The sequence below is a fragment of the Longimicrobium sp. genome, assembly GCA_036377595.1.
GTDB lineage: Bacteria > Gemmatimonadota > Gemmatimonadetes > Longimicrobiales > Longimicrobiaceae > Longimicrobium.
This window is the reverse complement of the sequence record DASUYB010000113.1, coordinates 42428-65162: the sequence shown is the minus strand read 5'-3', so window position 1 is coordinate 65162 and position 22735 is coordinate 42428. Positions and strand designations below refer to the sequence as shown.

At 71.2% G+C, this 22735-nt stretch carries 25 protein-coding genes; 24 read left to right on the top strand and 1 reads right to left on the bottom strand.

Translation table 11 applies throughout. The features are described 5' to 3' along the window. Positions 1 to 88: 88 nt before the first annotated feature. The 6 genes from VF092_20485 to VF092_20460 all read left to right on the top strand — a co-directional run bounded on the left by VF092_20485 (position 89) and on the right by VF092_20460 (position 4180). Entirely contained in the window at positions 89 to 781 is a 693-nt protein-coding gene (locus VF092_20485; GenBank protein ID HEX6749681.1) for a YggS family pyridoxal phosphate-dependent enzyme, read from the top strand. After that, entirely contained in the window at positions 778 to 1305 is a 528-nt protein-coding gene (locus VF092_20480; GenBank protein HEX6749680.1) for a DivIVA domain-containing protein, read from the top strand. Before VF092_20485 ends, VF092_20480 begins: the two co-directional genes overlap by 4 nt. 2 nt (positions 1306 to 1307) lie before the next feature. Beyond that, positions 1308 to 2141: a purine-nucleoside phosphorylase gene (locus VF092_20475; protein HEX6749679.1), complete on the top strand. Its 834-nt coding sequence runs from the start codon at positions 1308 to 1310 to the stop codon at positions 2139 to 2141. Between the two features lie 172 nt (positions 2142 to 2313). Continuing rightward, positions 2314 to 2652, top strand: coding sequence for a hypothetical protein (locus VF092_20470; GenBank protein HEX6749678.1), 339 nt, complete (start codon positions 2314 to 2316; stop codon positions 2650 to 2652). Positions 2653 to 2657: 5 nt separating this feature from the next. Then, the gene (locus VF092_20465; GenBank protein HEX6749677.1) at positions 2658 to 3404 is read left to right on the top strand and encodes a GNAT family N-acetyltransferase; all 747 of its coding nucleotides are present in this window, start codon (positions 2658 to 2660) and stop codon (positions 3402 to 3404) included. Beyond that, positions 3401 to 4180, top strand: a complete 780-nt coding sequence (locus tag VF092_20460; protein ID HEX6749676.1) for a hypothetical protein — start codon at positions 3401 to 3403, stop codon at positions 4178 to 4180. Before VF092_20465 ends, VF092_20460 begins: the two co-directional genes overlap by 4 nt. 178 nt (positions 4181 to 4358) lie before the next feature. Here VF092_20460 and VF092_20455 read toward each other — a convergent pair whose 3' ends face one another. Beyond that, positions 4359 to 5189, bottom strand: coding sequence for a trypsin-like serine protease (locus VF092_20455; protein ID HEX6749675.1), 831 nt, complete (start codon positions 5187 to 5189; stop codon positions 4359 to 4361). A 443-nt stretch (positions 5190 to 5632) separates the two neighbouring features. Between VF092_20455 and lspA the strand changes: the two genes are divergently transcribed. The 18 genes from lspA to VF092_20365 all read left to right on the top strand — a co-directional run bounded on the left by lspA (position 5633) and on the right by VF092_20365 (position 22734). After that, positions 5633 to 6202, top strand: a complete 570-nt coding sequence (gene lspA, locus VF092_20450) for a signal peptidase II (GenBank protein ID HEX6749674.1) — start codon at positions 5633 to 5635, stop codon at positions 6200 to 6202. After that, the gene (locus tag VF092_20445) at positions 6180 to 7166 is read left to right on the top strand and encodes an RluA family pseudouridine synthase (GenBank protein ID HEX6749673.1); all 987 of its coding nucleotides are present in this window, start codon (positions 6180 to 6182) and stop codon (positions 7164 to 7166) included. The genes lspA and VF092_20445 overlap by 23 nt, the downstream gene beginning before the upstream one ends. A 288-nt stretch (positions 7167 to 7454) precedes the next feature. Beyond that, positions 7455 to 7952, top strand: a complete 498-nt coding sequence (locus VF092_20440; protein HEX6749672.1) for a chemotaxis protein CheW — start codon at positions 7455 to 7457, stop codon at positions 7950 to 7952. A 52-nt stretch (positions 7953 to 8004) separates the two neighbouring features. Further along, positions 8005 to 8367: a response regulator gene (locus VF092_20435; GenBank protein HEX6749671.1), complete on the top strand. Its 363-nt coding sequence runs from the start codon at positions 8005 to 8007 to the stop codon at positions 8365 to 8367. Positions 8368 to 8529: 162 nt separating this feature from the next. Beyond that, on the top strand, positions 8530 to 10479 hold the full coding sequence (locus VF092_20430; GenBank protein HEX6749670.1) for a chemotaxis protein CheA: 1950 nt from the start codon (positions 8530 to 8532) through the stop codon (positions 10477 to 10479). 317 nt (positions 10480 to 10796) lie between these two features. Beyond that, complete coding sequence (locus VF092_20425) at positions 10797 to 11417, top strand: chemotaxis protein CheC (protein HEX6749669.1); 621 nt, start codon at positions 10797 to 10799, stop codon at positions 11415 to 11417. After that, positions 11410 to 14178, top strand: a complete 2769-nt coding sequence (locus VF092_20420) for a tetratricopeptide repeat protein (protein ID HEX6749668.1) — start codon at positions 11410 to 11412, stop codon at positions 14176 to 14178. The genes VF092_20425 and VF092_20420 overlap by 8 nt, the downstream gene beginning before the upstream one ends. A 12-nt stretch (positions 14179 to 14190) precedes the next feature. Then, entirely contained in the window at positions 14191 to 15330 is a 1140-nt protein-coding gene (locus VF092_20415) for a DUF4388 domain-containing protein (GenBank protein ID HEX6749667.1), read from the top strand. Next, positions 15327 to 16268 (top strand): tetratricopeptide repeat protein, encoded by a 942-nt coding sequence (locus VF092_20410; protein ID HEX6749666.1) that lies wholly within the window; start codon positions 15327 to 15329, stop codon positions 16266 to 16268. Before VF092_20415 ends, VF092_20410 begins: the two co-directional genes overlap by 4 nt. After that, the gene (locus VF092_20405) at positions 16265 to 16618 is read left to right on the top strand and encodes a roadblock/LC7 domain-containing protein (protein ID HEX6749665.1); all 354 of its coding nucleotides are present in this window, start codon (positions 16265 to 16267) and stop codon (positions 16616 to 16618) included. Before VF092_20410 ends, VF092_20405 begins: the two co-directional genes overlap by 4 nt. Continuing rightward, entirely contained in the window at positions 16615 to 17124 is a 510-nt protein-coding gene (locus VF092_20400) for a roadblock/LC7 domain-containing protein (protein ID HEX6749664.1), read from the top strand. Before VF092_20405 ends, VF092_20400 begins: the two co-directional genes overlap by 4 nt. Before the next feature lie 55 nt (positions 17125 to 17179). Continuing rightward, on the top strand, positions 17180 to 17791 hold the full coding sequence (locus VF092_20395; GenBank protein ID HEX6749663.1) for a GTPase domain-containing protein: 612 nt from the start codon (positions 17180 to 17182) through the stop codon (positions 17789 to 17791). A 53-nt stretch (positions 17792 to 17844) separates the two neighbouring features. Next, the gene (locus tag VF092_20390) at positions 17845 to 18396 is read left to right on the top strand and encodes a hypothetical protein (GenBank protein ID HEX6749662.1); all 552 of its coding nucleotides are present in this window, start codon (positions 17845 to 17847) and stop codon (positions 18394 to 18396) included. A gap of 346 nt (positions 18397 to 18742) precedes the next feature. Further along, on the top strand, positions 18743 to 19663 hold the full coding sequence (locus VF092_20385) for a hypothetical protein (GenBank protein HEX6749661.1): 921 nt from the start codon (positions 18743 to 18745) through the stop codon (positions 19661 to 19663). Then, the gene (locus VF092_20380) at positions 19660 to 20562 is read left to right on the top strand and encodes a hypothetical protein (protein ID HEX6749660.1); all 903 of its coding nucleotides are present in this window, start codon (positions 19660 to 19662) and stop codon (positions 20560 to 20562) included. Before VF092_20385 ends, VF092_20380 begins: the two co-directional genes overlap by 4 nt. Positions 20563 to 20626: 64 nt before the next feature. Next, entirely contained in the window at positions 20627 to 20806 is a 180-nt protein-coding gene (locus VF092_20375; GenBank protein ID HEX6749659.1) for a hypothetical protein, read from the top strand. Continuing rightward, the gene (locus tag VF092_20370; GenBank protein HEX6749658.1) at positions 20803 to 21444 is read left to right on the top strand and encodes a hypothetical protein; all 642 of its coding nucleotides are present in this window, start codon (positions 20803 to 20805) and stop codon (positions 21442 to 21444) included. Before VF092_20375 ends, VF092_20370 begins: the two co-directional genes overlap by 4 nt. Before the next feature lie 114 nt (positions 21445 to 21558). Continuing rightward, positions 21559 to 22734 (top strand): DnaA/Hda family protein, encoded by a 1176-nt coding sequence (locus VF092_20365; protein ID HEX6749657.1) that lies wholly within the window; start codon positions 21559 to 21561, stop codon positions 22732 to 22734. The last annotated feature ends 1 nt before the right edge of the window (position 22735 follow it).

Below are 22735 nucleotides of genomic sequence, written 5' to 3'. Positions count from 1 at the left end.
GAAGTGTACACCCAATCCATCCGCGATTGAAGCCCGCAGGCCGCGAACCTGCTTGCCGCGCCCAAGACCCGGGCTTACGTTCGTCGCCATGGAAACTGACGTGCTCGCGGGCCGCGTGGCGGAGGTGCGGGAGCGGATCGAGCGGGCGCGGCAGCGGGCGGGCCGGACGGACGAGGTCACCCTCGTCGCCGTCACCAAGACGCACCCGCCGGAGGTGGTGCGGGCCGCCGTTCGCGCCGGCATCGCCGACGTCGGCGAGAACCGCGTGCAGGAGCTGGGCGAGAAGGTGGCCGCCGTCGGCCGCACCGCCGTCCGCTGGCACCTGATCGGCCACCTGCAGCGCAACAAGGTGGGCAAGGCGCTCCCGCTCTTCGACCTGCTCCACTCGCTCGATTCCGTACGCCTGGCCGAAGCCCTCTCTGCCGAAGCGGAGAAGACGGGGACCCGCGTGCGCGCGCTGGTGGAGGTCAACTCCGCCGGCGAGGAGAGCAAGGACGGCTTCCCCGCCGCGGAGGCGGTGGACGCCATCGCCCGCATCGCGGAGCTGCCGGGGGTGGAACTGGTGGGGATGATGACGATGGCGCCGTTCACGGACGACGGGCCGGTGATCCGCCGCGCCTTCGCCGCCACCCGCGAGCTGTCGGCCGAGGCCGCGCGCCAGGTGCCCGCGTACCGCGGCGAGCATCTTTCGATGGGAATGAGCAACGATTTCGAGATCGCCGTGGAAGAGGGCGCCACCCTCGTCCGCGTCGGCTCCAGCATCTTCGGGGAGCGGGGATGATCGACCTTACGCCGCTCGACGTCCGCAAGAAAAAGGGCGACTTCCGCCGCGTGATGCGCGGCTACGATCCCGATTCGGTCGACAACTTCCTGGACGAAGTGGTCGCCCGGATGGAGGAGCTGGTCCGCGAGAACCAGGCGAACACCGGCAAGGTCGCGCAGATGACCGAGGCCATCGCCGACTACCGCGAGCGCGAGCGGGCGATGAACGAGGCGCTCGTGTCGGCCCAGCAGCTGCGCGAGGGGATGCGCGAGCAGGCGCAGCGCGAGGCCGACCTGGTGCTGCGCGAGGCCCGCGCCGAGGGCGAGCGCATCGTCGCCGACGCCAAGCGCCAGGTGACCTTCGCGCTCGAGGCGCTGCGCCGGGTGCAGGGCCAGCGCGTGCGCTTCCTGCGCCTGTTCCGCGCGCTGGTCGAGCGCCAGCTGGGCGAGATCTCCGAGGAGGAGGAGCGCACCGCGGCGCTCGGCCGCCTCGACGCCGAGGTCGACCGCACCGAGGCCGCCCTCGACGAGGGAGAGGGGTGAGGATGGAGGGAGATTCGAGGCCGCTCGCCGAGCGGATCGCGGAGACCGTCGCCGCGATCCGGGAGCGCACCCGGGCGGCGCCCGCGATCGGCATCATCCTGGGCACGGGGCTCGGCGGGCTGGCCGACCGCATCGGCGTGGAAACCGCCATCGAGTACGCCGACCTCCCCAACTTCCCCCTCTCCACCGTCGAATCCCACTCCGGCCGCCTCCTCTTCGGCACGCTGGGAGGGAAGCAGGTGGTGGCGATGCAGGGGCGCTTCCACCGCTACGAGGGGTACACGCTGCAGCAGGTGACCTTTCCCGTGCGGGTGATGCGGGCGCTGGGGGTGGAGACGCTGATCGCCTCCAACGCCTGCGGGGGGATGAACCCCCTGTGGACGCCCGGCGACCTGATGCTGATGGCCGACCACATCAACCTGCTGGGCGAGAACCCGCTCACCGGCCCGAACGACGACGCGCTGGGCCCGCGCTTCCCCGACATGTCGCAGCCGTACGACCTGGCGCTGCAGCACCTGGCGAAGGAAGTGGCGCTGGAGCTGAAGATCCCGCTGCGCACCGGAGTCTACGTCGCAGTCGCCGGGCCGAACCTGGAGACGCGCGCCGAGTACCGCATGCTGCGGATGATGGGCGCCGACGTGGTGGGGATGAGCACCGTCCCCGAGTGCATCGTGGCCCGGCACGGGGGGATGCGGGTGATGGGCGTCTCCATCATCACCGACGCCTGCCTGCCCGACGCGCTGGAGGAGGCCGACATCGCCACCATCATCGCCACGGCGGGGCGCGCGGAGCCGAACCTGACGAAGCTGGTCGAAGGCGTGGTCGCGCGCATCTAAGCAGATGCCCGAAAGGTTGTCGACTCCCAGGTCCCAGTCCTGAGTCCTAAGTCCTAAGTCCCGAGTTACCGGATCGCTATCGTTCGTGCAGTTCAGCACTTAGGACTCAGGACTTAGGACTCAGGACTACCCACCAAGCGATCTCCATCCCGTGAACCCGATCTCCATCCCCATGAAGCGCATGGCGATCCGCGCCGCCGCGGCCCTGGCGGCGCTCACCCTGGCCGCGTGCGGCGGCGATTCCGGCAACGGCAACGGCGCGCCGGCCGACTCCACCCGGCCCGCCGGCACGCAGCCCGCGCCCGTCCCGCAGACCAACGCGGCGCCGCAGCTGGACACCAGCGCGCAGGCCCAGTTCAAGGAGCTGCCGGTGGAGAACCGCGACACGGTGCACCGCATGGGCCCGGGGCAGACGTACGCGTCGTGCATGGCCCGCGTCCGCGGCGCGGCCGAGGACGAGCGCGTGCTGCTGGAGCAGACCTGCAAGCGCCTTCCCGACGCGCCGAAGTAGCCTCCATGCTGGCGCCGGAGACCGTCCGCGCCGTCGACGAGTTCTGGGCCGGCGAGCTCGGGGTCGAGCCCGCCGCCCTGCGTCCGCCGGCGCCGGCGGTCCTCCCGCGCGGCGACGGCTCCCGCGGCGTCCATGCGATGCTCTTCGGCGCCGCCGCGCCCGTCGCCACGGTCTCCTCCGCCCTCTCCGCATCGTCCCGCGCCCGCATCGCCGCGGCGATCGCCTCCGCGTTCGATGATCCCGCCGCGCTCGTGGCGGCGCTGGAGGGAGAGATGGAGCGGGTGATCGGCCCGGCCACGATCCGCTACGCCGACCGCGGCACCTTCCGCCCGCAGCCTCCCTCGCCATCCGTCCGCATGCTCACCCTCGACGATGCGCCCGCGATCGAACGGCTCCGGGTCGCGTGCACCGCGACGGAGTGGGAGCACGGCGGGTCGGACGTCCGCGAGCATCCGTGCGCCGGCGCGTTCGCGGGCGACGAGATCGCCGCGCTGGCGGGGTACGAGGTGTGGGGCGGCGCGGTCGCGCACCTCTCCGTCGTCACCCATCCCGCCCACCGCGGGCGCGGCCACGGCGCGGCGGCGGTGAGCCGGATCGCGGCGGAGGCGCTGGAGCGCGGGCTCGTCCCCCAGTACCGCACGCTGGAATCCAACGCGCCGTCCATCGCCGTCGCCGCGCGGCTGGGGTTCGAGCCGTACGCGCGCAGCCTGGCCGTGCGGCCGCGTCGCGACGCATCCACCATCTCCCCATGAGCACCGATCCCTCGCGGCCGGGGCCCGCCAGCTACAGCGAGCTGGAGGCCGGCCTCATCATCCAGACGGTGGAGCGGCTGCAGCAGCGCATCGCCGAGCGCTTCCCGGACTCGGGGCTCAGCCGCGTGAGCGCCGAGCTCCGCCGCGTGGCCGGCGAGACGAGCCGCATCGTCGTCGCGCTCCGCCGCCCCATCTGGCCGCTGCGCATCGCCGCCGTCGTGGCCGTCGTGATGCTCGTCCTGGCGACGCTGTGGCTGGCGTCGCTGGCGCTGCGGGTGTCGCTGGACGTGGGCAACGTCTCCGAGCTGCTGCAGGGGGGCGACGCGGCGGTGAACGTCCTGGTGTTCTTCTCCCTCTCGCTCTGGTTCCTCGTCTCCGTCGAAACCCGGGTCAAGCGGGCGCGGGCGCTGCGCGCGCTGCACCGGCTGCGCAGCATCGTGCACATCGTGGACATGCACCAGCTGACCAAGGACCCGCAGTACGTGCTCTCCGGCCGCTACGACACGGCCAGCAGCCCGCTGCGCACGCTCTCGCGGTTCGAGCTGGCGCGGTACCTGGACTACTGCTCGGAGCTGCTGTCGCTGAGCAGCAAGCTGGCCGCGCTCCACGTGCAGTACCTGAACGACCACGTGGTGCTCGACGCGGTGAACGACATCGAGACGCTGGCCTCCAGCCTGTCCAACAAGATCTGGCAGAAGATCATGATCCTCGACGCCGTCGACGACGACGCATCACCTCCTGCCGCCGTCGTCGATCGCAGCGGGAAGCGGCTGTAAGTGCGGGGGCTGACTCCGCAACCGCATTTTCTCACGCAGAGTCAGCAGGGTTAGCAGTAACAGCAGCTGTTCGACTGCTAACCCTGCTGATTCTGCGTGAGACAACAAGAAAATTCGAGGAACGAGCGAGGGCGGGGATTCGCACCCCCGCCCTCGCGTTCGTATCTGTCGATCCGAATTACGGCAGCGCCACGAACTGGCCGAGGAACGCGCGCGCGTTCGGCGTGTCTAGGCGGTAGTCCCAGCTCGTCGCGCGGCAGTACTGGTCGCCGGTGGTGACGGTGGCCACGACCATGTCCAGGTGGCCGTCCAGGAACTTGGGGCCGCCCGAGTCGCCGTAGCAGTCGCCGCCCTGGCCGGTGGCGTTGGAGTTCTGCAGCAGCCCCAGCCACGCCGGCTGCAGCCCCATGAACTCCGAGAACGAGTACTTCCGCACGCCGTCGTAGCCGAAGCTCGGCATTCCCCTCGAGTTCGCGGAGATGCCGTAGCCCACGTTGATGAACGTGGCGTCCGTCAGCCCGCCCTGCGCCTGCAGCTGGTCCAGGTACCCGGCCGGCGGCAGCTTGAGCGGCGTCATCCCCGTGGTCGCACGCTTGGGGAGGAAGACCACCGCCAAGTCGTGCAGGTCGCCCTGGTCGTGCCCGTACTGCGGATCGTACGTCCACCCCGTGGCGGCGATCACGTGCTTGGGCGCCGGCATCAGCGTGGCATCGAACGTAACGTACACCGGGTAGCCCGCGGGGAGAAACTCCACGCAGTGCGCCGCCGTCAGGAACACCGTGGGGGAGATGAGGCTGCCGGTGCAATCCTGGTCCAGCCCCTCGATCTTCCCGTTGCCGTCGAAGTCCACCATCAGCGCGCCCACGTTGCCGAAGCTGGAGCCGGTGGGCGTGCCGTTGGTGATGCCGCGCGGCGCCTGCGGCGCGCGCAGGGGCTCGGTGGCGGACTCGCCGCAGGCGGCCAGGGCGCAGAGCGCAGCCGCAACCGCCAGACCGTTGGTCAGCCGCATGGGGGATACCTCCGTTGTGGCCGGGCAGCCCGGCCGTGGGTGGGAGAGAAGAGACTGCGGTGGTCAGGGGACCGTTCGAGCGGAAGCGACCGAAATCGCAGCACGCCGCGCGCCACGACCCCGACGAACGGGAGACCCGCGTAAATTCAGGTGTTTAGCGAGATTCGCCGCGTTCTGATGCGCCTGATGCGTGCACCGGAATGGTTCGGAGACGGGCGCGGGGCACCAGAATTGTACGCGGCGGAAGCTTCTGGCGCGGCAGGTTGCCGCCGCTGTTATATTCGGCATCCGGCACGGCCAACCATCGTCCTATCCGATCACCCTGTCCGGGTCCGGAAGGTGCGGAGGGGCGAAGGACCGCCGGGGCGCCCCGCAGGGTACGAAGCGCGACCCGCTGACCGACTTTCATCGCGCCGCGTGCGCGTGAACCGAAGCATGAACGGATGACCGATACCGTGATGACGCAGACCCCGGCCGCGGCGGCAACCACCCCGGCGGACGAGGCGCGCCGCAAGATCGTGCTGTACACCGCCACCGTGGGCGGGGTGATCCTGCTGGACCAGGTGACCAAGGCCATCGTCCTGCGCCAGCTGCGCCCCTACACGCCGGTGGAGGTGGGCGGCGACTTCTTCCGCCTGACCTTCATCTACAACACCGGCGCGGCGTTCGGGCTGCACCTGGGCGAGGCGTCGCGCTGGGTGTTCATGGCGCTGGCGGCGGTCGCCGTGGTCGTCCTCTGGTTCATGTTCCGCGGCACCCCCTGGCGCGACAAGCTGCGGCTCGTGGCCATCGCCAGCGTCACCGGCGGGGCGATCGGGAACGTGATCGACCGGGTGCGCAGTTCGCGCGGCGTGGTGGACTTCCTGGACTTCGGCGTGGGCGAGGTGCGCTGGCCGGTGTTCAACGTGGCCGACATCGCGGTGACGGTCGGCGCGCTGCTGCTCGCGTTCTCGCTCTGGCGCGAGGAGCAGAAGATCGAGCAGGAGCTGGATGTCGCCGAGCCCGCCGACTGACGGGGTGACGGAGCTGGTCGCCGGCGACGACGCCGGCGGCCGGCTGGACGCGTGGCTGGCCGCGCGGCTCGACGTGTCCCGCAGCCGCGCGGCGCAGTGGATCGAGGACGGGCGCGTCACCCTCAACGGCGCGCCGGTCCGCAAGAAGGACCCGGTCGCGCCCGGCGACCGGCTCGCCGTCTCCATCCCCGCCCCCGAGCCTTCGGACGTCGCGCCGGAGGCCATCCCCCTGAGAATCGTCTGGCAGGACGCCGACCTCGCGGTGATCGACAAGCCCGCGGGGCTCGTGGTGCATCCCGCCGCCGGCCACCGCAGCGGCACGCTGGTCAACGCGCTGCTGCACGAGATCGGCGACCTGTCGGGGATCGGCGGCGTGCTGCGCCCGGGGATCGTGCACCGGCTGGACAAGGACACCTCGGGCCTCCTCCTCGTCGCCAAGAACGACGAGGCGCACCGCGTCCTCTCGCACGACCTGAAGCTGCGGGAGGTCAAGCGCGCGTATCTGACCGCCTGCTGGGGCCATCTCCCGCAGGAGACGGCGAGCGTGGACGCGCCGATCGGCCGCCATCCCACGGACCGCAAGAAGATGGGGATCGTCCCCGGCGGGCGGCCGGCGCGCACGCACTTCCGCCGGCTGGAGCGCTGGCGCGCGGCGGACCTGCTGCGCGCGGAGCTGGAGACGGGCCGCACGCACCAGATCCGCGTCCACCTCCTCCATCTCGGCCACCCCGTCGTCGGCGACGCGACCTACGCGCCCGGGCGGGCGAAAGGCGTCAGCGGCCCCGAGCGCGGCTGGGCGCAGGCGTTCGCCAGGCGCGTCCCCCGCCAGTTCCTCCACGCCGCCGAGCTGCGCTTCCGCCACCCGAGGACGCGCGAGGAGCTGCGCTTCGAGGCCCCGCTTCCCCCCGACCTCGCCGCCGCCGCCGCCTGGGCGCGGGAGACGAGCGGGATAAGCCTTACGTAGTACGTTTTCTCCTTACGTAGTAAAAAATCTTCAATTCTGCGCCTTACGTAGTACGTTATCGTCGAAAATGACGGAACTCTCACCCTTATGTTGTACGATATCTCCAGCCCACGCGCTTCCTGCTCCTCCGGGGGATGCAAGTCGGTCCGCCGCCTGCACATCCGTGCGAGCAGATGCGACCCCGGGAGCGCAACTGACACGGCGGCCGCGGTTTCTTGACCGTGTACTGGGCGCCCGCTATGTTGGTCCGCTCACATCCAGACCAGCGGGCTCCCCTTCAGGCCGGCGATGCTTCCCACCGACACCGAAGACGTTCCCGCCGGGTCCGCGGCGCTCGAAGACGAGGCGGCCGAGCCCGAGCGGATGGTGCTCTTCGTGGTGGGCGAGCACCGTTTCGCGGTGCCCATCGGCCGGATCCGCGAGATCATCCCCGCGCGGCCGTACACGCCGCTTCCCGGCAGCGGCGGCCACGTGTGCGGGCTGATCAACCTCCGCGGCCGCATCGTGACCGTGGTGGACCTGGGCGCCCGCCTGGGCCTTCCTCCCGCCTCGCGCATCCCCGAGCACAGCATCGTGATCGTGGAGCACCACGCGAAGCTCGTGGGCCTGGCGGTGGAAGAGGTGGCGCGGATCGTGGCGGTGGACCCCGGCTCGCTGGCCGACAGCGCCGACGTCCTGCGCTCGCTGCGCATCGACCGCGCGTACCTGCGCGGCGTGGGCGAGGTCGACGACGAGATCTTCGTCGCCGTCGAGCCCGACGAGATCTTCGAACCCATCCTGGCCTAGGGCGCTCCGGCGAACCACCCTGACCCCACGCGACGAGAGAGACGGAGGCTTGATGAGTCAGACCGTGTTGATCTGCGATGACGCCATCTTCATGCGCACCATGATCGGCGACATCCTCACCCAGGCGGGCTTCCAGATCGTGGCCGAGGCCGAGACCGGCGTGCAGGCGGTGGAGAAGTACCGCCAGTTCAGGCCGGACCTGGTCACCATGGACATCGTGATGCCGGACATGGGCGGGATCGACGCCGTTCGCGAGATCATCAAGGAGGACAGCACCGCCAAGATCCTGATGTGCAGCGCCATGGGGCAGCAGGCCCTGGTGATCGAGGCCATCCAGGCCGGCGCGCGCGACTTCGTGGTGAAGCCGTTCCAGCCCAGCCGGGTGCTGGAGGCGGTGCAGCGCGTCCTGGGATGAACCGCAGTGCGAGAGTGCGAAGGTGCGATAGTGCGAAAGGGGTGACGGGCGCCGACTGACGCCGTCCCGCCGAGCAGACGCCCGGAGCACCTCGTCGGCCCGCCTGCCACGCTCGCAGTCACCTTTCGCACCCTCGCACTCTCGCACCTTCGCACCTCCCGAATGGAACTCTCGCAGTACGGGGAGCTCTTCCTCTCCGAGTCGCGCGAGCACGTCTCGACGATCAACCACCTGCTCCTGTCCCTGGAATCGGACCCGGGCTCGAAGCAGGTGGTGGAGGGGGTGTTCCGCGCCGTCCACACCATCAAGGGGATGAGCGCCACCATGGGCTACCGCCCGGTGGCGGACCTCTCCCACGAGATGGAGAACCTGCTCGACCGCATCCGGCACGGACGCGCGCAGGCCACGCCGGAAACGATCGACCTGCTCTTCGCAGCGTGCGACGCGCTGGAGCGGGCCATCGAGCTGGCGGTGGAGGAAAGCGGCGACGAGCCGCGCATCGGCGCGCTGCTCACCCGCCTGCGCGCGGCCGCGGGCGACGACGTCACCTTCGACATCTTCGCCCCGCAGATCGAGCTCGAGCCCGCCCCCGCGCGCGAGGACGACGATGCGGCGGAGGTCGAGGAGGGTGCGCTCTCCGTCCGCGTGCAGGTGGCGAAGGAAGCCCTCCTTCCCGGCGTGCGCGCGTTCATGGCGCTCAAGCGTGCCCGCGAGCTGGGCGAGGTCAGCGGGCTGGAGCCCAGCGAGGCCGCGCTCAACGAGCCCGAGTTCAACGGCACGCTGCGCTTCGTCCTGCGCACAGAGACGCCGGCGCTCGAGGTGCAGGGCGCGCTGCTGGCCATCGGCGAGATCGGCGACGTCGACGTGGCCTCGCACCGCGCGGGCGAGGCGGTGGAGGGGCCGTCGGCCGAGGCGGCGGACGAGGGACGGACCGCGGCGGGTGCGGCGGGGCGCGCGCGGCACATCCGCGTGGACCTGCGCCGCCTGGACGCGCTGATGAACCAGGTGGGCGAGCTGGTGATCGCCCGCGACCGGCTGCGGCGCCTGGTGGACTACGAGACGCCGGAGCTGGCGGAGACGGTGGACCAGGCCAGCCGGCTGATCGGCGAGCTGCAGGACGAGATCATGCGCGCCCGGCTCGCCCCGGTGAGCCAGGTGTTCGACCGCTTCCCCCGCCTGGTGCGCGACGCCGCGCGCTCGCTGGGGAAGAAGGTCGACTTCGTGATCGAGGGGAAGGAGATCGAGCTCGACCGCTCGATGCTCGACGAGATCGGCGACCCGCTGGTCCACCTCCTCCGCAACTCGCTCGACCACGGGATCGAGGCGCCGGCCGAGCGACGCGCACACGGCAAGCCCGAGACGGGCACGCTCCGCCTCGCCGCGATGCGCGAGCGCAGCCGCATCATCATCCGCGTGGAAGACGACGGCCGCGGCATCCAGCGCGAACGCGTGATCGCCAAGGCGGTGCAGGCCGGCCTGGTCTCGCGCGACGACGCGGCCACGCTCCCGGACGAGGAGGTGCACCGGCTGCTCACCCGCCCCGGCTTTTCCACGGCGGAGACGGTGACGGACGTCTCCGGGCGCGGCGTGGGGCTGGACGTGGTGGCCACGCGCGTGCGCGCGCTGGGCGGGATGCTGGAGATCTTCAGCGAGCCCGGCCGTGGCACCGCCATGACGCTGCAGCTGCCGCAGACGCTGGCCATCGTCCGCGCGCTCCTCGTCCAGCAGAGCGGCGAGACCTACGCGCTCCCCCTCACCCACGTCGGCGAGACGGTGCATCTCCTGGCGGACGAGATCGGCACGGTGAAGGGGAAGAAGGTGGCCTTCCTGCGCGACGAGGTGATCCCGCTCCTGGGCCTGCGCCAGATCCTGCACGCGAACGGAACGCCGCCCGAGGGCGCCAAGCGGCACGCGGTGATCCTGGAGGTGGGCGAGCAGCGGATCGGGCTGGAGGTGGACGCGCTGATGGGGCAGCAGGAGATCGTGGTGAAGCAGTTCGACGCCACCGCCGACACGCTGCGCCTGTTCTCCGGCGCCACCATCCTCTCCGATGGCCGCCCCGCGCTGATCCTCGACGCCGGCAGCGTGCTGGCCGCCGCGGTGAACGCGTAGGAGCGAGACGTCGCGCCGGGGATGGCCGGGCGAATGAATTCACGGCAACAAGGGCACGAAGTCCGCTTCGCGGACTGCGGGCGCGGCATCCGGGCGAAGGATACACATCGGTGTGGCCGCCCGATCGAAGTCGCCGCGAGCAAAGCGAGCCTTCGTCCCTCCCCCGGTCGGTTTGGGGGGAGGGACAGGCGCGAAGCGCCAGGGAGAGGGCAATAACGCCGTTGCAGTTTTGTCCTTGAGCAGTTAGCTGTACCTGATCGCCGACAATGCAGGATCACAACGCGGGACCGACACACGCACACGAGGCGAACGCCGGTATGACGCTCGACCTGCGGGACCTGGGGGCCATCCAGATCGACGCCCTCCGCGAAGTCAGCAACATGGGGGCGGGGCACGCCGCCACGGCGCTGTCGCAGATGACCAACACGCGGATCATGATCAACGTTCCGCGCCTGCAGGTCACCGCGCTGGAGGACGTGCCCGACATCATGGGCAACCCGGAAGAGGTCGTGGCCGCGGTGCTGATGCACATGCTGGGCGACCTGACCGGGCGCACGCTCCTGATCTTCCCGCGCAACTCGGCGATGCGGCTGGCGGAGATCCTCCTGCACCGCCAGCCCGGCAGCGCCCACGTGTTCGGCGAGCTGGAGCAGAGCGCCATCAAGGAGGCGGGGAACATCCTCTCCGCCGCCTACATGAACGCGCTGTCGGACTTCATGGGGCTGATGCTCCTCCCGTCCGTGCCGTCGCTGGTGATCGACCTGTGCGGCGCGGTGCTGACCACGGCGTACACCAACTTCGGCCACGAGCGCGACTTCGTGTTCTGCATCCAGACCGAGTTCGTGATGGAGGGCGACGAGGTGGTGCAGGGACAGTTCCTGCTGCTCCCCGACGTGGAGTCGCTCGAGATCATCCTCCAGGCCATCCGCCTTGCCTGAGCTGCAGGACCTCTCCCCCGCCGCCCACGAGCCGCGCCCGCCCCACTCCGAGCGCGACCTGCGCATCCTGCGCGGGTTCGCGCAGCGCATCGACGCCGCGGACGCGGGCGCGCACAACAACCTGGGCGTCCTCTACTTCAACAAGGCCCTCTACGAAGAGGCCATCCAGCAGTTCCAGCGCGCCCTCGCCATCGACCCGAAGATGGTGGTCGCGCAGCGCAACCTGGAGATCGCCTACTTCGCCACGGGGTGGTACGACCGGATGATCTCGGAGCTGCGCGAGCGGCTCCGCGAAGACCCCACCGACGCCGAGGCGCGCACCCGCCTGGCGACGGCGTACCTGAACACCGGCGACCACGCGGGCGCGGTCGCCGAGCTCAAGCGCGTCCTGGCGCAGGATCCCGACGACCTGGGGGTCCTGATCCAGCTGGGCCAGGCGGAGAAGGCGGGGGGGAACTTCGAGGCGGCCATGACGTGGTTCCTGCGCGCGCTCGACCACGACCCCGACAGCGCCGTCCTCCACTTCTACGTCGGCGAGCTCTACTACAACCGCGGGCTGAACGACGAGGCGCTGCGCGAGCTCACGCGCGCCGTGGAACTGAATCCCGATCTCGCGGACGCGCACCACGTGCTGGCGTTCGTCTACGGCGACATGCAGGACATGGAGCGGGCGCGCGCCGAGAGCCGGACGGCGATGCAGCTCAATCCCCACTTCGCCAAGGCGCAGGCCAACCTCTCGCTCGACCGCTACAACACCGCGCGCTACCAGGAGCTGGTGGGCGGCCGCGTCCGCCGCCCCGAGGTGGCGCAGGGCGAGAAGCTGGCGCACTACAACCTGGGGATCGCCTTCCGGCAGAAGGGGCTCTACGACGAGGCGCTGCGCGAGTTCGCGCGCGCGCTGGAGCAGGCCGAGGAGCCCGCGCTGGTCCGCCAGGCCATGGCCGAGGTCTACCTCCTCCAGGGGAAGGCGTCGCAGGCGCTGGACCTGTACGACCGTCTCCTGGCGGAGGACGAGCGGAGCCCCAAGCTGTGGAACGAGCGCGGCGTCTGCCTGCACCAGACGGGCGACGTCGATTCGGCCGAGACGAGCTACCGCCGCGCGCTGGAGAGCGACCCCGGCTACTCGCTGGCGTGGAACAACCTGGGCGTGGTCCGCCTGCACCGCGGCGACGACGCGGGCGCGGACGAGGCGTTCACGCAGGCCGTGTCGCTGCGCCCCGAGTTCGTGGACGCGTGGTGCAACCGGGGATTGATGTACCTGCGCCGCGCCCGCCACGGCGCCGCGCTCGACGCCTACCGCGCCGCGCTGCGCGCCAGCCCCGACGCCGCGGCCGCGTGGAACGGCATCGGCGCGGTGCTGATGGAGACGCGGCGCTACGAGGAGGCGCGCAACGCCTTCGTCCGCTCGGTCGAGGCGGACCCCAACTACGCCGAGGCGCGCTACAACCTCTCCTTCGTCCTGAGCAACCTGGGCGACTTCGAGGGCGCGCTGCGCGAGACCAAGCGCGCGCTGGAGCTGAACCCGTACTACACCACGCCGCGCTACAAGCTGGCCATCGACGTCCAGTTCGAGTACGCCGAGGTGCTGGCGCCGGAGCTCGACGCGGCCGAGCGCATCAGCGGCGACGCGGGGGTGGAGAGTTTCACCTTCGACGACCAGGCGCTCGACCAGATCTTCAGCGAGCTGGCGCCCCAGCCCGCGGCGGCGGCGGCACCGGCGACCCCGCCCGCCGCGGCGGACGCGTTCGCGCTGGCGGAGGACTACCTGTCGAAGGGGCTACTCGACCGCGCGCTGGGCGAGGTCCGCCGCGTGGCCGTGGCCGGGGCGGACCCGGTGCAGGCGGCGCTGCTGACCGCGCAGATCTTCCTCCGACAGGGGCTGGAGGGCGAGGCGCTGGAGCGCTTCGACAGCGCCATCGCCCGGCTCGAGGCGCACGAATGGGGGCCCGACCACGCGCGCGCCTGGAGCGGCCGCGCCCGCGCGCTCCTTCGGCTGGGGAGACTCGCCGACGCGCGCGAGGCGGCGGAGACGGTCCGCGAGCACGACCCCGACCGCGTGGAAAATCTCCAGGTCCTGGGCGAGGCGCTGCTGGGCGAGGGCGAGGGGACGGAGGCGGTGCGCGTCTTCTCCCGCGCGGTGGAGCTGGCGCCGAAGGACGCGGGGCTGCTGCGCAACCTGGGGCGCGCCGCCATCGCCGCGGGGAAGGCGGACGACGCGGAGCGCGCGCTCAAGCTGGCCATCAGGCTCGACCCCGACTTCGTGGCCGCGCGGCTGGAGCTGGGGCGGCTGTACCTCGACAGCGGGCGGACGGACGACGCCGTGGCCGAGGCGCAGGCCGCGCTCGACGTGCTGCCGAGCTACTTCGAGGGCGCGCTCCTGCTCGCGTCCTCCTATCGAGCCGGGGGGCGGCTGGGCGAGGCGGTGGACGTGCTGGTCGACCTCCTGGCGGGCGATCCGTACCACTTCGACGCGCTCCTCCTCCTCGGCCAGGTGCTGCTGGACGACGGCCGCCGGGCGGACGCGCGCACCGCCTTCACCCGCATCCTCCGCTTCGATCCCGATCGCGCCGACGCGCTCTTCCACCTGGGGATGGTGGCCGCCGCCGAGCGCCGCTTCCGCGAGGCCATCGAGCACTGGCGGCAGGCGGTGGAGGCGGACCCCGACGGCCCGTGGGCAGGCCCCGCGCGCGACAACATCGACACGGCGCTGGACTTCGCCAGCGTCTTCCGCACCGCGGCGGCGCCCGCCGGCGCCGACTGAGCGGGGGAACGGATGGCGATCGAAGGCCCGCTTCGCGAGCTCGCGCTGAGCGACGTGTTCCAGCTGCTGGACCTGTCGCGCAAGACCGGCGTGCTCACCATCACCCAGGAGGGGCGCCGCCGCCCGGCCGTGGTGCGCTTCGACCGCGGCGGCGTGACCGGCGCCGAGCTGGGCGAGCCGCACGAGCGCATCGGCCATCTCCTCGTCCGCGCGGGTAAAGCGACGGAGCGGCACATCGACGCCGCGCGCGAGATCCAGTCGCGGCAGCCGGGCCGCCCCCTGGGCGAGATCCTGGTGGAGATGGGCGTGCTGGGCGTGCAGGACGTCCGCCGCCAGCTGCGCTTCCAGATCGAGGAGGCCGTCTACGCCCTGATCCAGTGGAAGGACGGCTACTTCCGCTTCGAGGAGGGCCCGGCCGGCCAGAACGGCGCCATCTTCGTGCGCGTGCCGACCGAGAGCCTGCTGATGGAGGCGGCGCGGCGGGTGGACGAGTGGAGCACGCTTGAGAGCAAGATCCCCAGCGTGGAGGTCATCCCCGCGCTCGTCTCCGACTCTCCCGAAGGCCCCACCCTCGATCTCCACCCCTCGGAGTGGGAGGTGCTGGCGGAGATCGACGGCGAGCGCACGCTCAAGGAGATCGCCGCGTCGCTGGGCCGCGCGGAGTTCGAGATCGCCAAGATCGTCTACGGGCTGGTGACCACGGGGATCGTGGAGATCCTGGAGGAGCGCGCGGAGGAGACGGCCGGCCCGGCGATGGAGCGCCCGCTGCGCGACGCGCTGGGCGAGGCCAAGCTGGCGCTGAGCGACGGCCACGCCGACCGCGCCCGCCGCCTGCTCGACGAGCTGTCGCACGCGCACGCCGGCCACCCGGAGATCTGGCTCCTCCTGGCGCAGGCGCAGCGCAAGCTGGGGCGCTGGGGAGAGGCCGTCGCCTCGCTGGCCCGCGCGGCGGCGCTGGACCCGCTGGCGGCGCTGACGCACTACGAGTTGGGCTTCGCGGCCGCGCACACCGGCGACATGCACCGCGCCCGCGACGCCTGGGCCACGTACCTGCGCCTGGAGGACGGCGACGCCGAGCGCCGCGAGAAGGCGCAGACCGCCATCGCCGCCGCCGACGCGCTGCTGTCCACCATGGGCGAGGAGGCGGGATGAGCGCCACCCCCCAGCAGGTGCGCCAGTGGAGCGACGAGGTGGCCGCCGACCCCGGCAGCCCGGCCTTCCTCCCGCTCGCGGAGCACTACCGCTCGCTGGGCAAGGCCGACGCGGCGATGCGGCTGGTGCTGCGCGGGCTGGAGCGCCATCCCCACGACGTGGAGGCGCACTACCTCCTCGGCCTCCTCTACCAGGACGCCGGCGACGCCGTCCGCGCCTTCGACGAGTGGGACATCGCGCTGGCGCTGGCCCCCGAGCACCACGACGCGCGGCGCCAGATCGGCTTCCTCTGCCTCGAGCGGGGCGAGCTCGATGAAGCCGAGCGCCACCTGGAGCGTGCGCTGGAGAGCCAGTTCGACGACGCCGAGGTCCGCGACGCGCTGGAGCGGATCCTCGAGGCGCGGCGCGGGTTGCGAGGACGGCGCGGAGGACCGGCCCCCGGCAGGATTGCGGCGGGCGCGGCGGCAAGCGGCGCCCCGTCTCCCCCGACTCCCGTGGCGCCGGAGACGGTCGCGGCGACCCCGTCGGCGGATGGGACGGCGGCGAGCGGGGAGGCGCACGAGTTCGATCTCCTCCAGCGCGATCTCCATGCGCTCGGCGGTGAGCGGGGGATCGTGGGCGCGGTGATGCTCGACGCGCAGGGGTTCGTCGTCGCCGGCGAGATGCACGTGGGCGGGCGCGACCGCGGGCCCGAGATCGCCGCCATCCTCTCCCCCGCCAGCGACGAGGCGCAGCGCGCCGTGCGGCATCTCAAGCTGGGGGAATGGAAGGGGATCCTGGTGGAGACGGCCGAAGTCGTCGTCCGCCTCTCCCCCACCCCCGACGGCGGGATGGTGGCCGTGGCCGGGCGCCGCGAGGTGCCGATGGGATGGGTGCTGCGCGTGGCCGCCCGCGCGCGCGAGGCCGCGGCGCGCTTCCTGGGCGGAGGCGCCCGGTGAGCGCCTACGCCGAGCTGCTCGACCGGGTCAACCGCGTCTCCGGCGTCCGCGGCAGCATGGTGGTGGCGCTCGAGGACGGGCTGATCGTGGAGGAAGACCTGATGGTGGGCGTCCCCGGCCAGGCGGTGGCCGCGCTCGTGGCCTCCATCTTCCGCCGCGCCGCCCGCTCCGTACGGGGCGCCGAGTTCGGCCACGCGCAGTTCGTGCAGGTGGAGGCCGACGAGGGGCTCCTCTTCGCCGCCGCCCCGCCGCAGCTGGGCGACCTCCTCCTCGTGGTCATCGCCGAGGGGTGGGTGAACGTGGGGATGGTGCGCCTGGAGGCGGCGAAGGTCGTCGAGGCGCTGGGATGAGGCGCGCCGACCTCGCGCAGTTCGTCGGCGCGCTCTCACCGCCGGTGGAGCGCTTCGCGCGCGAGGCGGCGCTGCGCCTGGTGCTCCTGATCAACGAGAGCGGCCAGGTGCTGGCGCAGCGCGGCTTCGCGCGGGCGCTGGACGTGATGGGGGTGGCCGCGCTGGGCGCCGGCATCCACGCCTCCTCCCACGCGCTGGCGGTGATGCTGGGTGAGGGCGGGTTCCGCCACCTGCACCAGGGCGGTGCCCAGGCGCAGGTGTTCATCGGCCCGTTCCGAACGCCGGCCGAGGACCTGATCGCCATCGCCGTGTTCGGCGACGACTCGTCCATCGGGCTGGTGCAGGTGTTCTTCGACGAGTTCGTGCGCGAGGTGGCCGCGCTCCCCGGTTGGAGCCAGACGCGGCCCACGGCCGACGCCCGCTCGTTCGAGCGCGACCTCGAGGCGGGGCTGGAAACCATCTTCGGCGGTGAGGCGGAGGGCGCCGCCGCCGGGCCGGGCGTGTAGATTGGTACGGCGCATCGCAACGCACGGCGGATATTGAAGGGAAGCGGAAGAGCGAATGTCCCTGGTCAACTACTCCACCCGCGAGATCACCTCGAAGATCGTGTACTACGGTCCGGGGCGCTCGGGGAAGACCACCAACCTGCAGTACATCTACGGCCAGGTGCCCGAGGACCGGCGCGGGCGGATGGTTTCGCTCGCCACCGAGACCGACCGCACGCTCTTCTTCGATTTCCTGCCGCTGGACCTGGGAACCATCTCCGGCTTCCAGACGCGGTTCCAGCTCTACACCGTTCCCGGCCAGGTCTACTACGACGCCACCCGCAAGCTCGTCCTGCAGGGCGCCGACGGCGTGGTCTTCGTGGCCGACAGCCAGCGCGCGCAGGCCGAGGAGAACATCGAGAGCTTCCGCAACCTGCAGGTGAACCTGCTGGAGCAGGGCGTCGACCCGCGGCAGATTCCCATCGTCCTGCAGTACAACAAGCGCGACCTCCCCGACGTGATGAGCGTGGAGGAGATGGACGACCTGCTGAACTACCGCGACCTGCCGCGCTACGAGGCGCGCGCGCTGGCCGGCGCCGGCGTGTTCGACACGCTGCGGGGGATCAGCGAGCAGGTGCTGCGCCGCCTCTCGCAGCGCTTCGGCCGCGGCGTCACCGCGGCCACGTAGCCGGCCGTCTCTCCCCGGGCATCGTGCTTCCCTCCCGACGGGCGGACGCGGCGATGTACACCCTGCGCTTCGACGAGAACGACCTCGCGCACGACCGGCGCGGCTACCTGAGCGAGCCCCAGCGCCAGCTCGCCGAGCACAACGCGGCGACGATGCGGACGCAGGGGCTCCAGGCGCTGCGCTGGTTCGGCGCCTGGTTCGCCCTGATCCTGGTGGCCGGCGCCGTCGTCGAGCTCGGCCGGGCGGGGTGGGATCCGGCCCGGCTCACGCCGAGCGGTGGGCAGGGGCTGGGGATCGCGGCGGCGCTGCTCGTGGTGATGTTCGCCATCGCGGCGGGCTCCGCCCTCTGGAGCACGCGGCGCTACCACCGCGGTGCCATCCGCTCGGTGGAAGGCGTGGCGCGCGTCGTCGACAAGCAGGTCTGGCACGGAGGTCCCCACCCCGTCCGCAACCTCGAGCTGCGGCGCGGCCTCTTCCGGAAGTTCACCTTCCGCTTCCAGGACGCCGAATCGCTGGGCTACTTCCGCGGCGGCGCCCGCTACCGCGTCTACTACCTCCCCGCGGCGATCCCCATCGCGCTCTCCGCCGAGAAGCTCGACGGCTGATCCCGCCAGCCCATCGCTGGTGCTTCGTCGACCAGTCTCCAGCCGATTCGGGCCGTAACGCTCGCCACGAGCGGCGGCACCGGTTTCCTTTCGATCCATCACCATTCCGCTGATCTCCCGCCCCGCGCGGCTGCCACAACGGCAGCGGCGTGCTGAGCCGTTCCTTTCGAGCCCCACACGACAAGCTCTCTTTCAGCCAGGAAGCGTCTTCGATCCAAGCGTGACGCGGGTGTTCTCAATGTCCTTGCCAGCGGGTGCGTTTCGTCCATCTTTCATCCCCTCACCGACACATCGAGCAGGTCCCGATCGGGTCCTGCTCTCCATTCATGAGATCGAAGGAGTGCGCATGTTCAACTCGATCGAGCTCACGAAGCATGGACTGCGGGCGGAGGTGGACGGCCGCACGGGATACCTCGTTCCCGAGACGGGTCTCGACCTCCTCCAGCTCTGGCACTGGATCGTCGGGGACATCGATCCCGAATACACGCTGGGTGACCTGCTGGCGCTCCTGCGCCGTCTGCGGAACGCCGAGCTCCTCCCCGCGCTGCTCGGCTGCGACGTGCCGTCGTTCCTGGACGAGGGCCAGCTCGCACCCACGGCCGACGACGACGGCCCGGACTACCTCGAAGTCTTCAACGAGCCCATCCCCGCCGGGTACGAGGAAGACCCGCGCAACCCGGACGAGCCATCGCGGTACCTGGAAGGCGCCGCGGCCGAGGAGCACGAGGCGATGATGCGCGCGCTCCACGAGCTGATCGGCGGGCAGCCGCGGCCGCTGCGCGCCACGGAGGAGTTCTTCGACCCCGGCGATCCGTTCCCCGGCAAGCCGTTGACGCGCCGCTTCGTGCCGGGCTCGCGCAACGGGACGTGGTGCGGGCCGTTCCACATCCACCGCGGCTTCCACGGCGTGGGGCGGTGGCGCGAGCCGTTCCCCGGCTACCTCGCGGCGCATCCGCGGCTCGATCCCGCGAAGTGCGTCCACGGCTTCGCGCTCGCGCTGGTGCCGGTGAACGAGCTGGCCCACCGCCCGCTGCGCTACAACCCGGAGATCGCCTTCGGCGACGAGCGACGCGACGGCGCGGTCTTCCGCGAGCGCATCACCATCACCTTCGGCGAGCTGGTGCACGCGGTCTTCGGCGTGCTGGGCCTGGCCGGCGACCCGCGTACCCGCGACGCGTTCCGCGAAGCCGTCGAGCAGCGCGCCGCCGAGATCATGGAGGAGATCGCGCGCAAGCTGGGCGACCTGGACGCGGGATGGTGCGGATGAGCGTCTCCATCGAGCTGACGAAGGACGGGATCGTCGCGCGGCACGACGCCGGACAGGATCTCGTGGTGCCCACCGGCGTCTTCGAGCTACTGTGCTTCTGGCACTGCCTCCTCGACGCGATCGACCCCGACTACACGATGGGCGACCTGTTCTCCCTCCTCCGCGGCGTGGAGGGGATCGAGAACCTGTCGGGGATGCTCTCCTGCGACCTGCCCGCGTTCCTGGCCGAGGCGGAGCGCGAGCCCGAGGACGAGGACGACGACGGCATGCGCCATCTGGAGGTGCACAACGAAGCCTGGCTGACGGAGTACGAGGCCGACCCGGAGAATCCCGACGAGCCGCTGCGGTTCGTGGACGAGGACGAGGCCGGCGAGCACGACGCCGCCGTCGATGCGCTGCACGCGCTGATCGGCGAGACGCCGCCGCCGAAGATCGTGGACGCCACCGGCGACGACCCCATCACCGGCCAGCCGGTGTGCCGCCGCATCCTTCCGGGCAGGCGGAACGGGCGATGGGTGGGGCCGTACCACGTCTACCGCGGATTCCAGGGATGGGGCCGGTGGACGGAACCGCACCCCGGCTACTTCGCCGCCCACCCCGAGGTCGATCCCGAGACCTTCGAGGGAGGGATCGCCATCGAGCTCACGCCCGTGAACGAGCTGGCGCACTATCCCCTCCGCTACGATCCCGGGATCGCCTTCCGCGACGGAGGACCGCTCGGCGGAAACGCGATCCTCGAGGACGGGCTCACCATCACCTTCGGCGAGTTCGTCCACGCGATCTTCGCAGAGCTGGGGTGCATGGGCTCGCCGGAGCAGCGCGACGAAAGCCTGGAGATGCTCCGCGAGCGGGCAGCCCGGCTCCAGGAACGCCTCGAGCGCGGAACGGATGGGAAGTGACGATCTCTCCGCGTTGCACACTTCGTGGCGAGGTTGGATTGCAGACGCTGAACGAGGAGGCGACATGGCAAGGAAGCTTCCGTGGAGAACCGTGATCATGCCGCCAGAAGAGGGCAGATTCACGAACGCGGAGATCGAGAAAGCGGTTCGTGCCGTCATGGAAAGGCGCGAGCGCCGGGAGTGCCGGATGAAGGATCGGAGCTCGGGCGACGGAGTTGAGTCGCCCCGGAGTCGGGAGGCGTGACCCGGATGACGAGCGCGGGCGATTACGACCGCAACGTCTTCGTCAACTGTCCGTTCGATGCCCGGTACCATCCAATTTTTCGCGCCGTTGTATTCACCATTTACGAGTGCGGATTCGTGGCGCGGACGGCACTGGAGGCGGACGACGGCGGCGAGGAGCGGATCCGGAAGATCAAGCGAATCATCCGGGACTGCCGCTACGGCATCCACGACATCTCCCGCGTGCAGCTTGACCCCAGGAGCCACCTGCCACGGTTCAACATGCCCCTGGAACTCGGCCTCTTCCTGGGCGCGCGGGAGTACGGCACGGGCGTGCAAAAGCTGAAGCGAACGCTGATCCTGGACCGGGAGCGCTACCGCTACCAGCAGTTCTGCTCCGACATCGCCGGCCAGGACATCCGCGCTCATGGCAACGATCCCGGCGAGGCGATCGCCGCCGTGCGCGCAATGCTGGCCACCGCGCTGGACGGCGTCGCCTCCATTCCGGGTCCCGCAAAAATCCGCGAGCGTTACGCACGCTTCACCAGGGACCTTCCCGCCGTATGCAGGCTGCTTTTCGTCAGGCGGTCGGAACTGCAGTTCGTCGAGATGCGGCGGTTCGTCGCAGCGTGGGTCCGGATCAATCCATTGATCGGCTGAACCAGCCCTCCCTCATGCGTCGCGCACCTAGCCTCAAGGCGCGTCGGAAGATAGCTTTTCCCTCCGATCATCCATCACCGCCGCCGCCCTGAATCCGACCCGCACGCCGACGCGATGAGGTTCCAGCCGGACCCCCGCTTCACCTTCGACACGTTCGTGGCCGGCCCCGGCACCCAGATGGCCGCGGCCGCCGCGCGCCGTGCCGCCGAGGCCCCGGGGACCAGCTACAACCCGCTCTACGTCTACGGCTCCGCCGGGGTCGGCAAGTCGCATCTCCTCGGCGCGGTGGGGGCGCTGGCGCTCACCGTGCGGCCGGACCTGCACGTCACCTTCCGCACCGCCGAGGAGCTGGTCGACGACATCTCCTCGGCCGTCAGCGCGGGAACGCTGGAGGCGTTCGCCGACGAGCTGCTGGAGAGCGACGTCATCCTCATCGACGACGCGCACCTGCTGGCGGGAAAGAGCCGCACGCAGCAGGAGCTCCTCCGCGTCTGGGACGAGATCGTCTGGACGGGAACGCAGATCGTCCTCGCCGCGCGGCTGGCCCCGGCGGATCTGGACGGGGTGAGCGAGGAGTTCCGCGCCAAGCTCGCCGGTGGCCTGGTGGTCGACATGACGCCGGCCGAACCCGAGACGCGGCAGGAGATCGTCCGGCGCGCGGCGGCGCGGCACGGCATCGAGCTCTCCGGCGGCGTCACCGAGGCGCTGGCCAAGCTGCCGCTGGACGGCGCGCGCGAGCTGCAGGCGAGCGTCGACCGCATCGCCCAGGTGCAGGCCGAGGAGCAGCGGCAGGTGCGCGTCTCCGAGCTTCCCGGGCTGGTCGGCCTTCCCCGCCCCCAGCACGCCGACGAGTTCAGCGCTTTCCTGTTCGACATCACCAGCACCGTCGAACAGATCGTCGAGACCGACCCGTGGCGGAAGAAGCTGGCCGAGGCCATCCTCCGCTACGAGGGCGAGGGCTATCGCACCCGCCGCCTGGAGCACTCGCTCGAGGCGGACTCCGCGCCCGACGTCGACACGCTCCTCGCCGGATACGCGGCGGACCTGCAGAAGCTGAAGGCGATCGCCACGGAGCTTTCCGAGCTCGACTCCGAGGCCGCCGCCTCCGCCGTCCTCCGCGACCCCGACCGCGTCGCCGAAGCGGAAGCGCTGCTGGTGTCCGCGCGCGCGGCGGCCGAGCGCTCGCGGCCGGCGCCGCCGCCGGTGGACCGCTGGTATCTCAACAACCCCGAGAAGGTGGCGTGGGACTGGCTGGCGCTGGACGACCGGCTGATCGAGGAGCTGGCCTGAG

Bases quoted from the DNA above. Each gene is read 5' to 3' on its own strand.
- VF092_20485 (HEX6749681.1), top strand. From the start codon at position 89: ATGGAAACTGACGTGCTCGCGGGCCGCGTGGCGGAGGTGCGGGAGCGG.
- VF092_20465 (HEX6749677.1), top strand. From the start codon at position 2,658: ATGCTGGCGCCGGAGACCGTCCGCGCCGTCGACGAGTTCTGGGCCGGC.
- VF092_20430 (HEX6749670.1), top strand. From the start codon at position 8,530: ATGGAACTCTCGCAGTACGGGGAGCTCTTCCTCTCCGAGTCGCGCGAG.
- VF092_20470 (HEX6749678.1), top strand. From the start codon at position 2,314: ATGAAGCGCATGGCGATCCGCGCCGCCGCGGCCCTGGCGGCGCTCACC.
- VF092_20395 (HEX6749663.1), top strand. From the start codon at position 17,180: ATGTCCCTGGTCAACTACTCCACCCGCGAGATCACCTCGAAGATCGTG.
- VF092_20455 (HEX6749675.1), bottom strand. From the start codon at position 5,189: ATGCGGCTGACCAACGGTCTGGCGGTTGCGGCTGCGCTCTGCGCCCTG.
- VF092_20475 (HEX6749679.1), top strand. From the start codon at position 1,308: ATGGAGGGAGATTCGAGGCCGCTCGCCGAGCGGATCGCGGAGACCGTC.
- VF092_20440 (HEX6749672.1), top strand. From the start codon at position 7,455: ATGCTTCCCACCGACACCGAAGACGTTCCCGCCGGGTCCGCGGCGCTC.
- VF092_20385 (HEX6749661.1), top strand. From the start codon at position 18,743: ATGTTCAACTCGATCGAGCTCACGAAGCATGGACTGCGGGCGGAGGTG.
- VF092_20375 (HEX6749659.1), top strand. From the start codon at position 20,627: ATGGCAAGGAAGCTTCCGTGGAGAACCGTGATCATGCCGCCAGAAGAG.
- lspA (HEX6749674.1), top strand. From the start codon at position 5,633: ATGACCGATACCGTGATGACGCAGACCCCGGCCGCGGCGGCAACCACC.
- VF092_20435 (HEX6749671.1), top strand. From the start codon at position 8,005: ATGAGTCAGACCGTGTTGATCTGCGATGACGCCATCTTCATGCGCACC.
- VF092_20410 (HEX6749666.1), top strand. From the start codon at position 15,327: ATGAGCGCCACCCCCCAGCAGGTGCGCCAGTGGAGCGACGAGGTGGCC.
- VF092_20460 (HEX6749676.1), top strand. From the start codon at position 3,401: ATGAGCACCGATCCCTCGCGGCCGGGGCCCGCCAGCTACAGCGAGCTG.
- VF092_20425 (HEX6749669.1), top strand. From the start codon at position 10,797: ATGACGCTCGACCTGCGGGACCTGGGGGCCATCCAGATCGACGCCCTC.
- VF092_20400 (HEX6749664.1), top strand. From the start codon at position 16,615: ATGAGGCGCGCCGACCTCGCGCAGTTCGTCGGCGCGCTCTCACCGCCG.
- VF092_20445 (HEX6749673.1), top strand. From the start codon at position 6,180: ATGTCGCCGAGCCCGCCGACTGACGGGGTGACGGAGCTGGTCGCCGGC.
- VF092_20365 (HEX6749657.1), top strand. From the start codon at position 21,559: ATGAGGTTCCAGCCGGACCCCCGCTTCACCTTCGACACGTTCGTGGCC.
- VF092_20380 (HEX6749660.1), top strand. From the start codon at position 19,660: ATGAGCGTCTCCATCGAGCTGACGAAGGACGGGATCGTCGCGCGGCAC.
- VF092_20390 (HEX6749662.1), top strand. From the start codon at position 17,845: ATGTACACCCTGCGCTTCGACGAGAACGACCTCGCGCACGACCGGCGC.
- VF092_20415 (HEX6749667.1), top strand. From the start codon at position 14,191: ATGGCGATCGAAGGCCCGCTTCGCGAGCTCGCGCTGAGCGACGTGTTC.
- VF092_20480 (HEX6749680.1), top strand. From the start codon at position 778: ATGATCGACCTTACGCCGCTCGACGTCCGCAAGAAAAAGGGCGACTTC.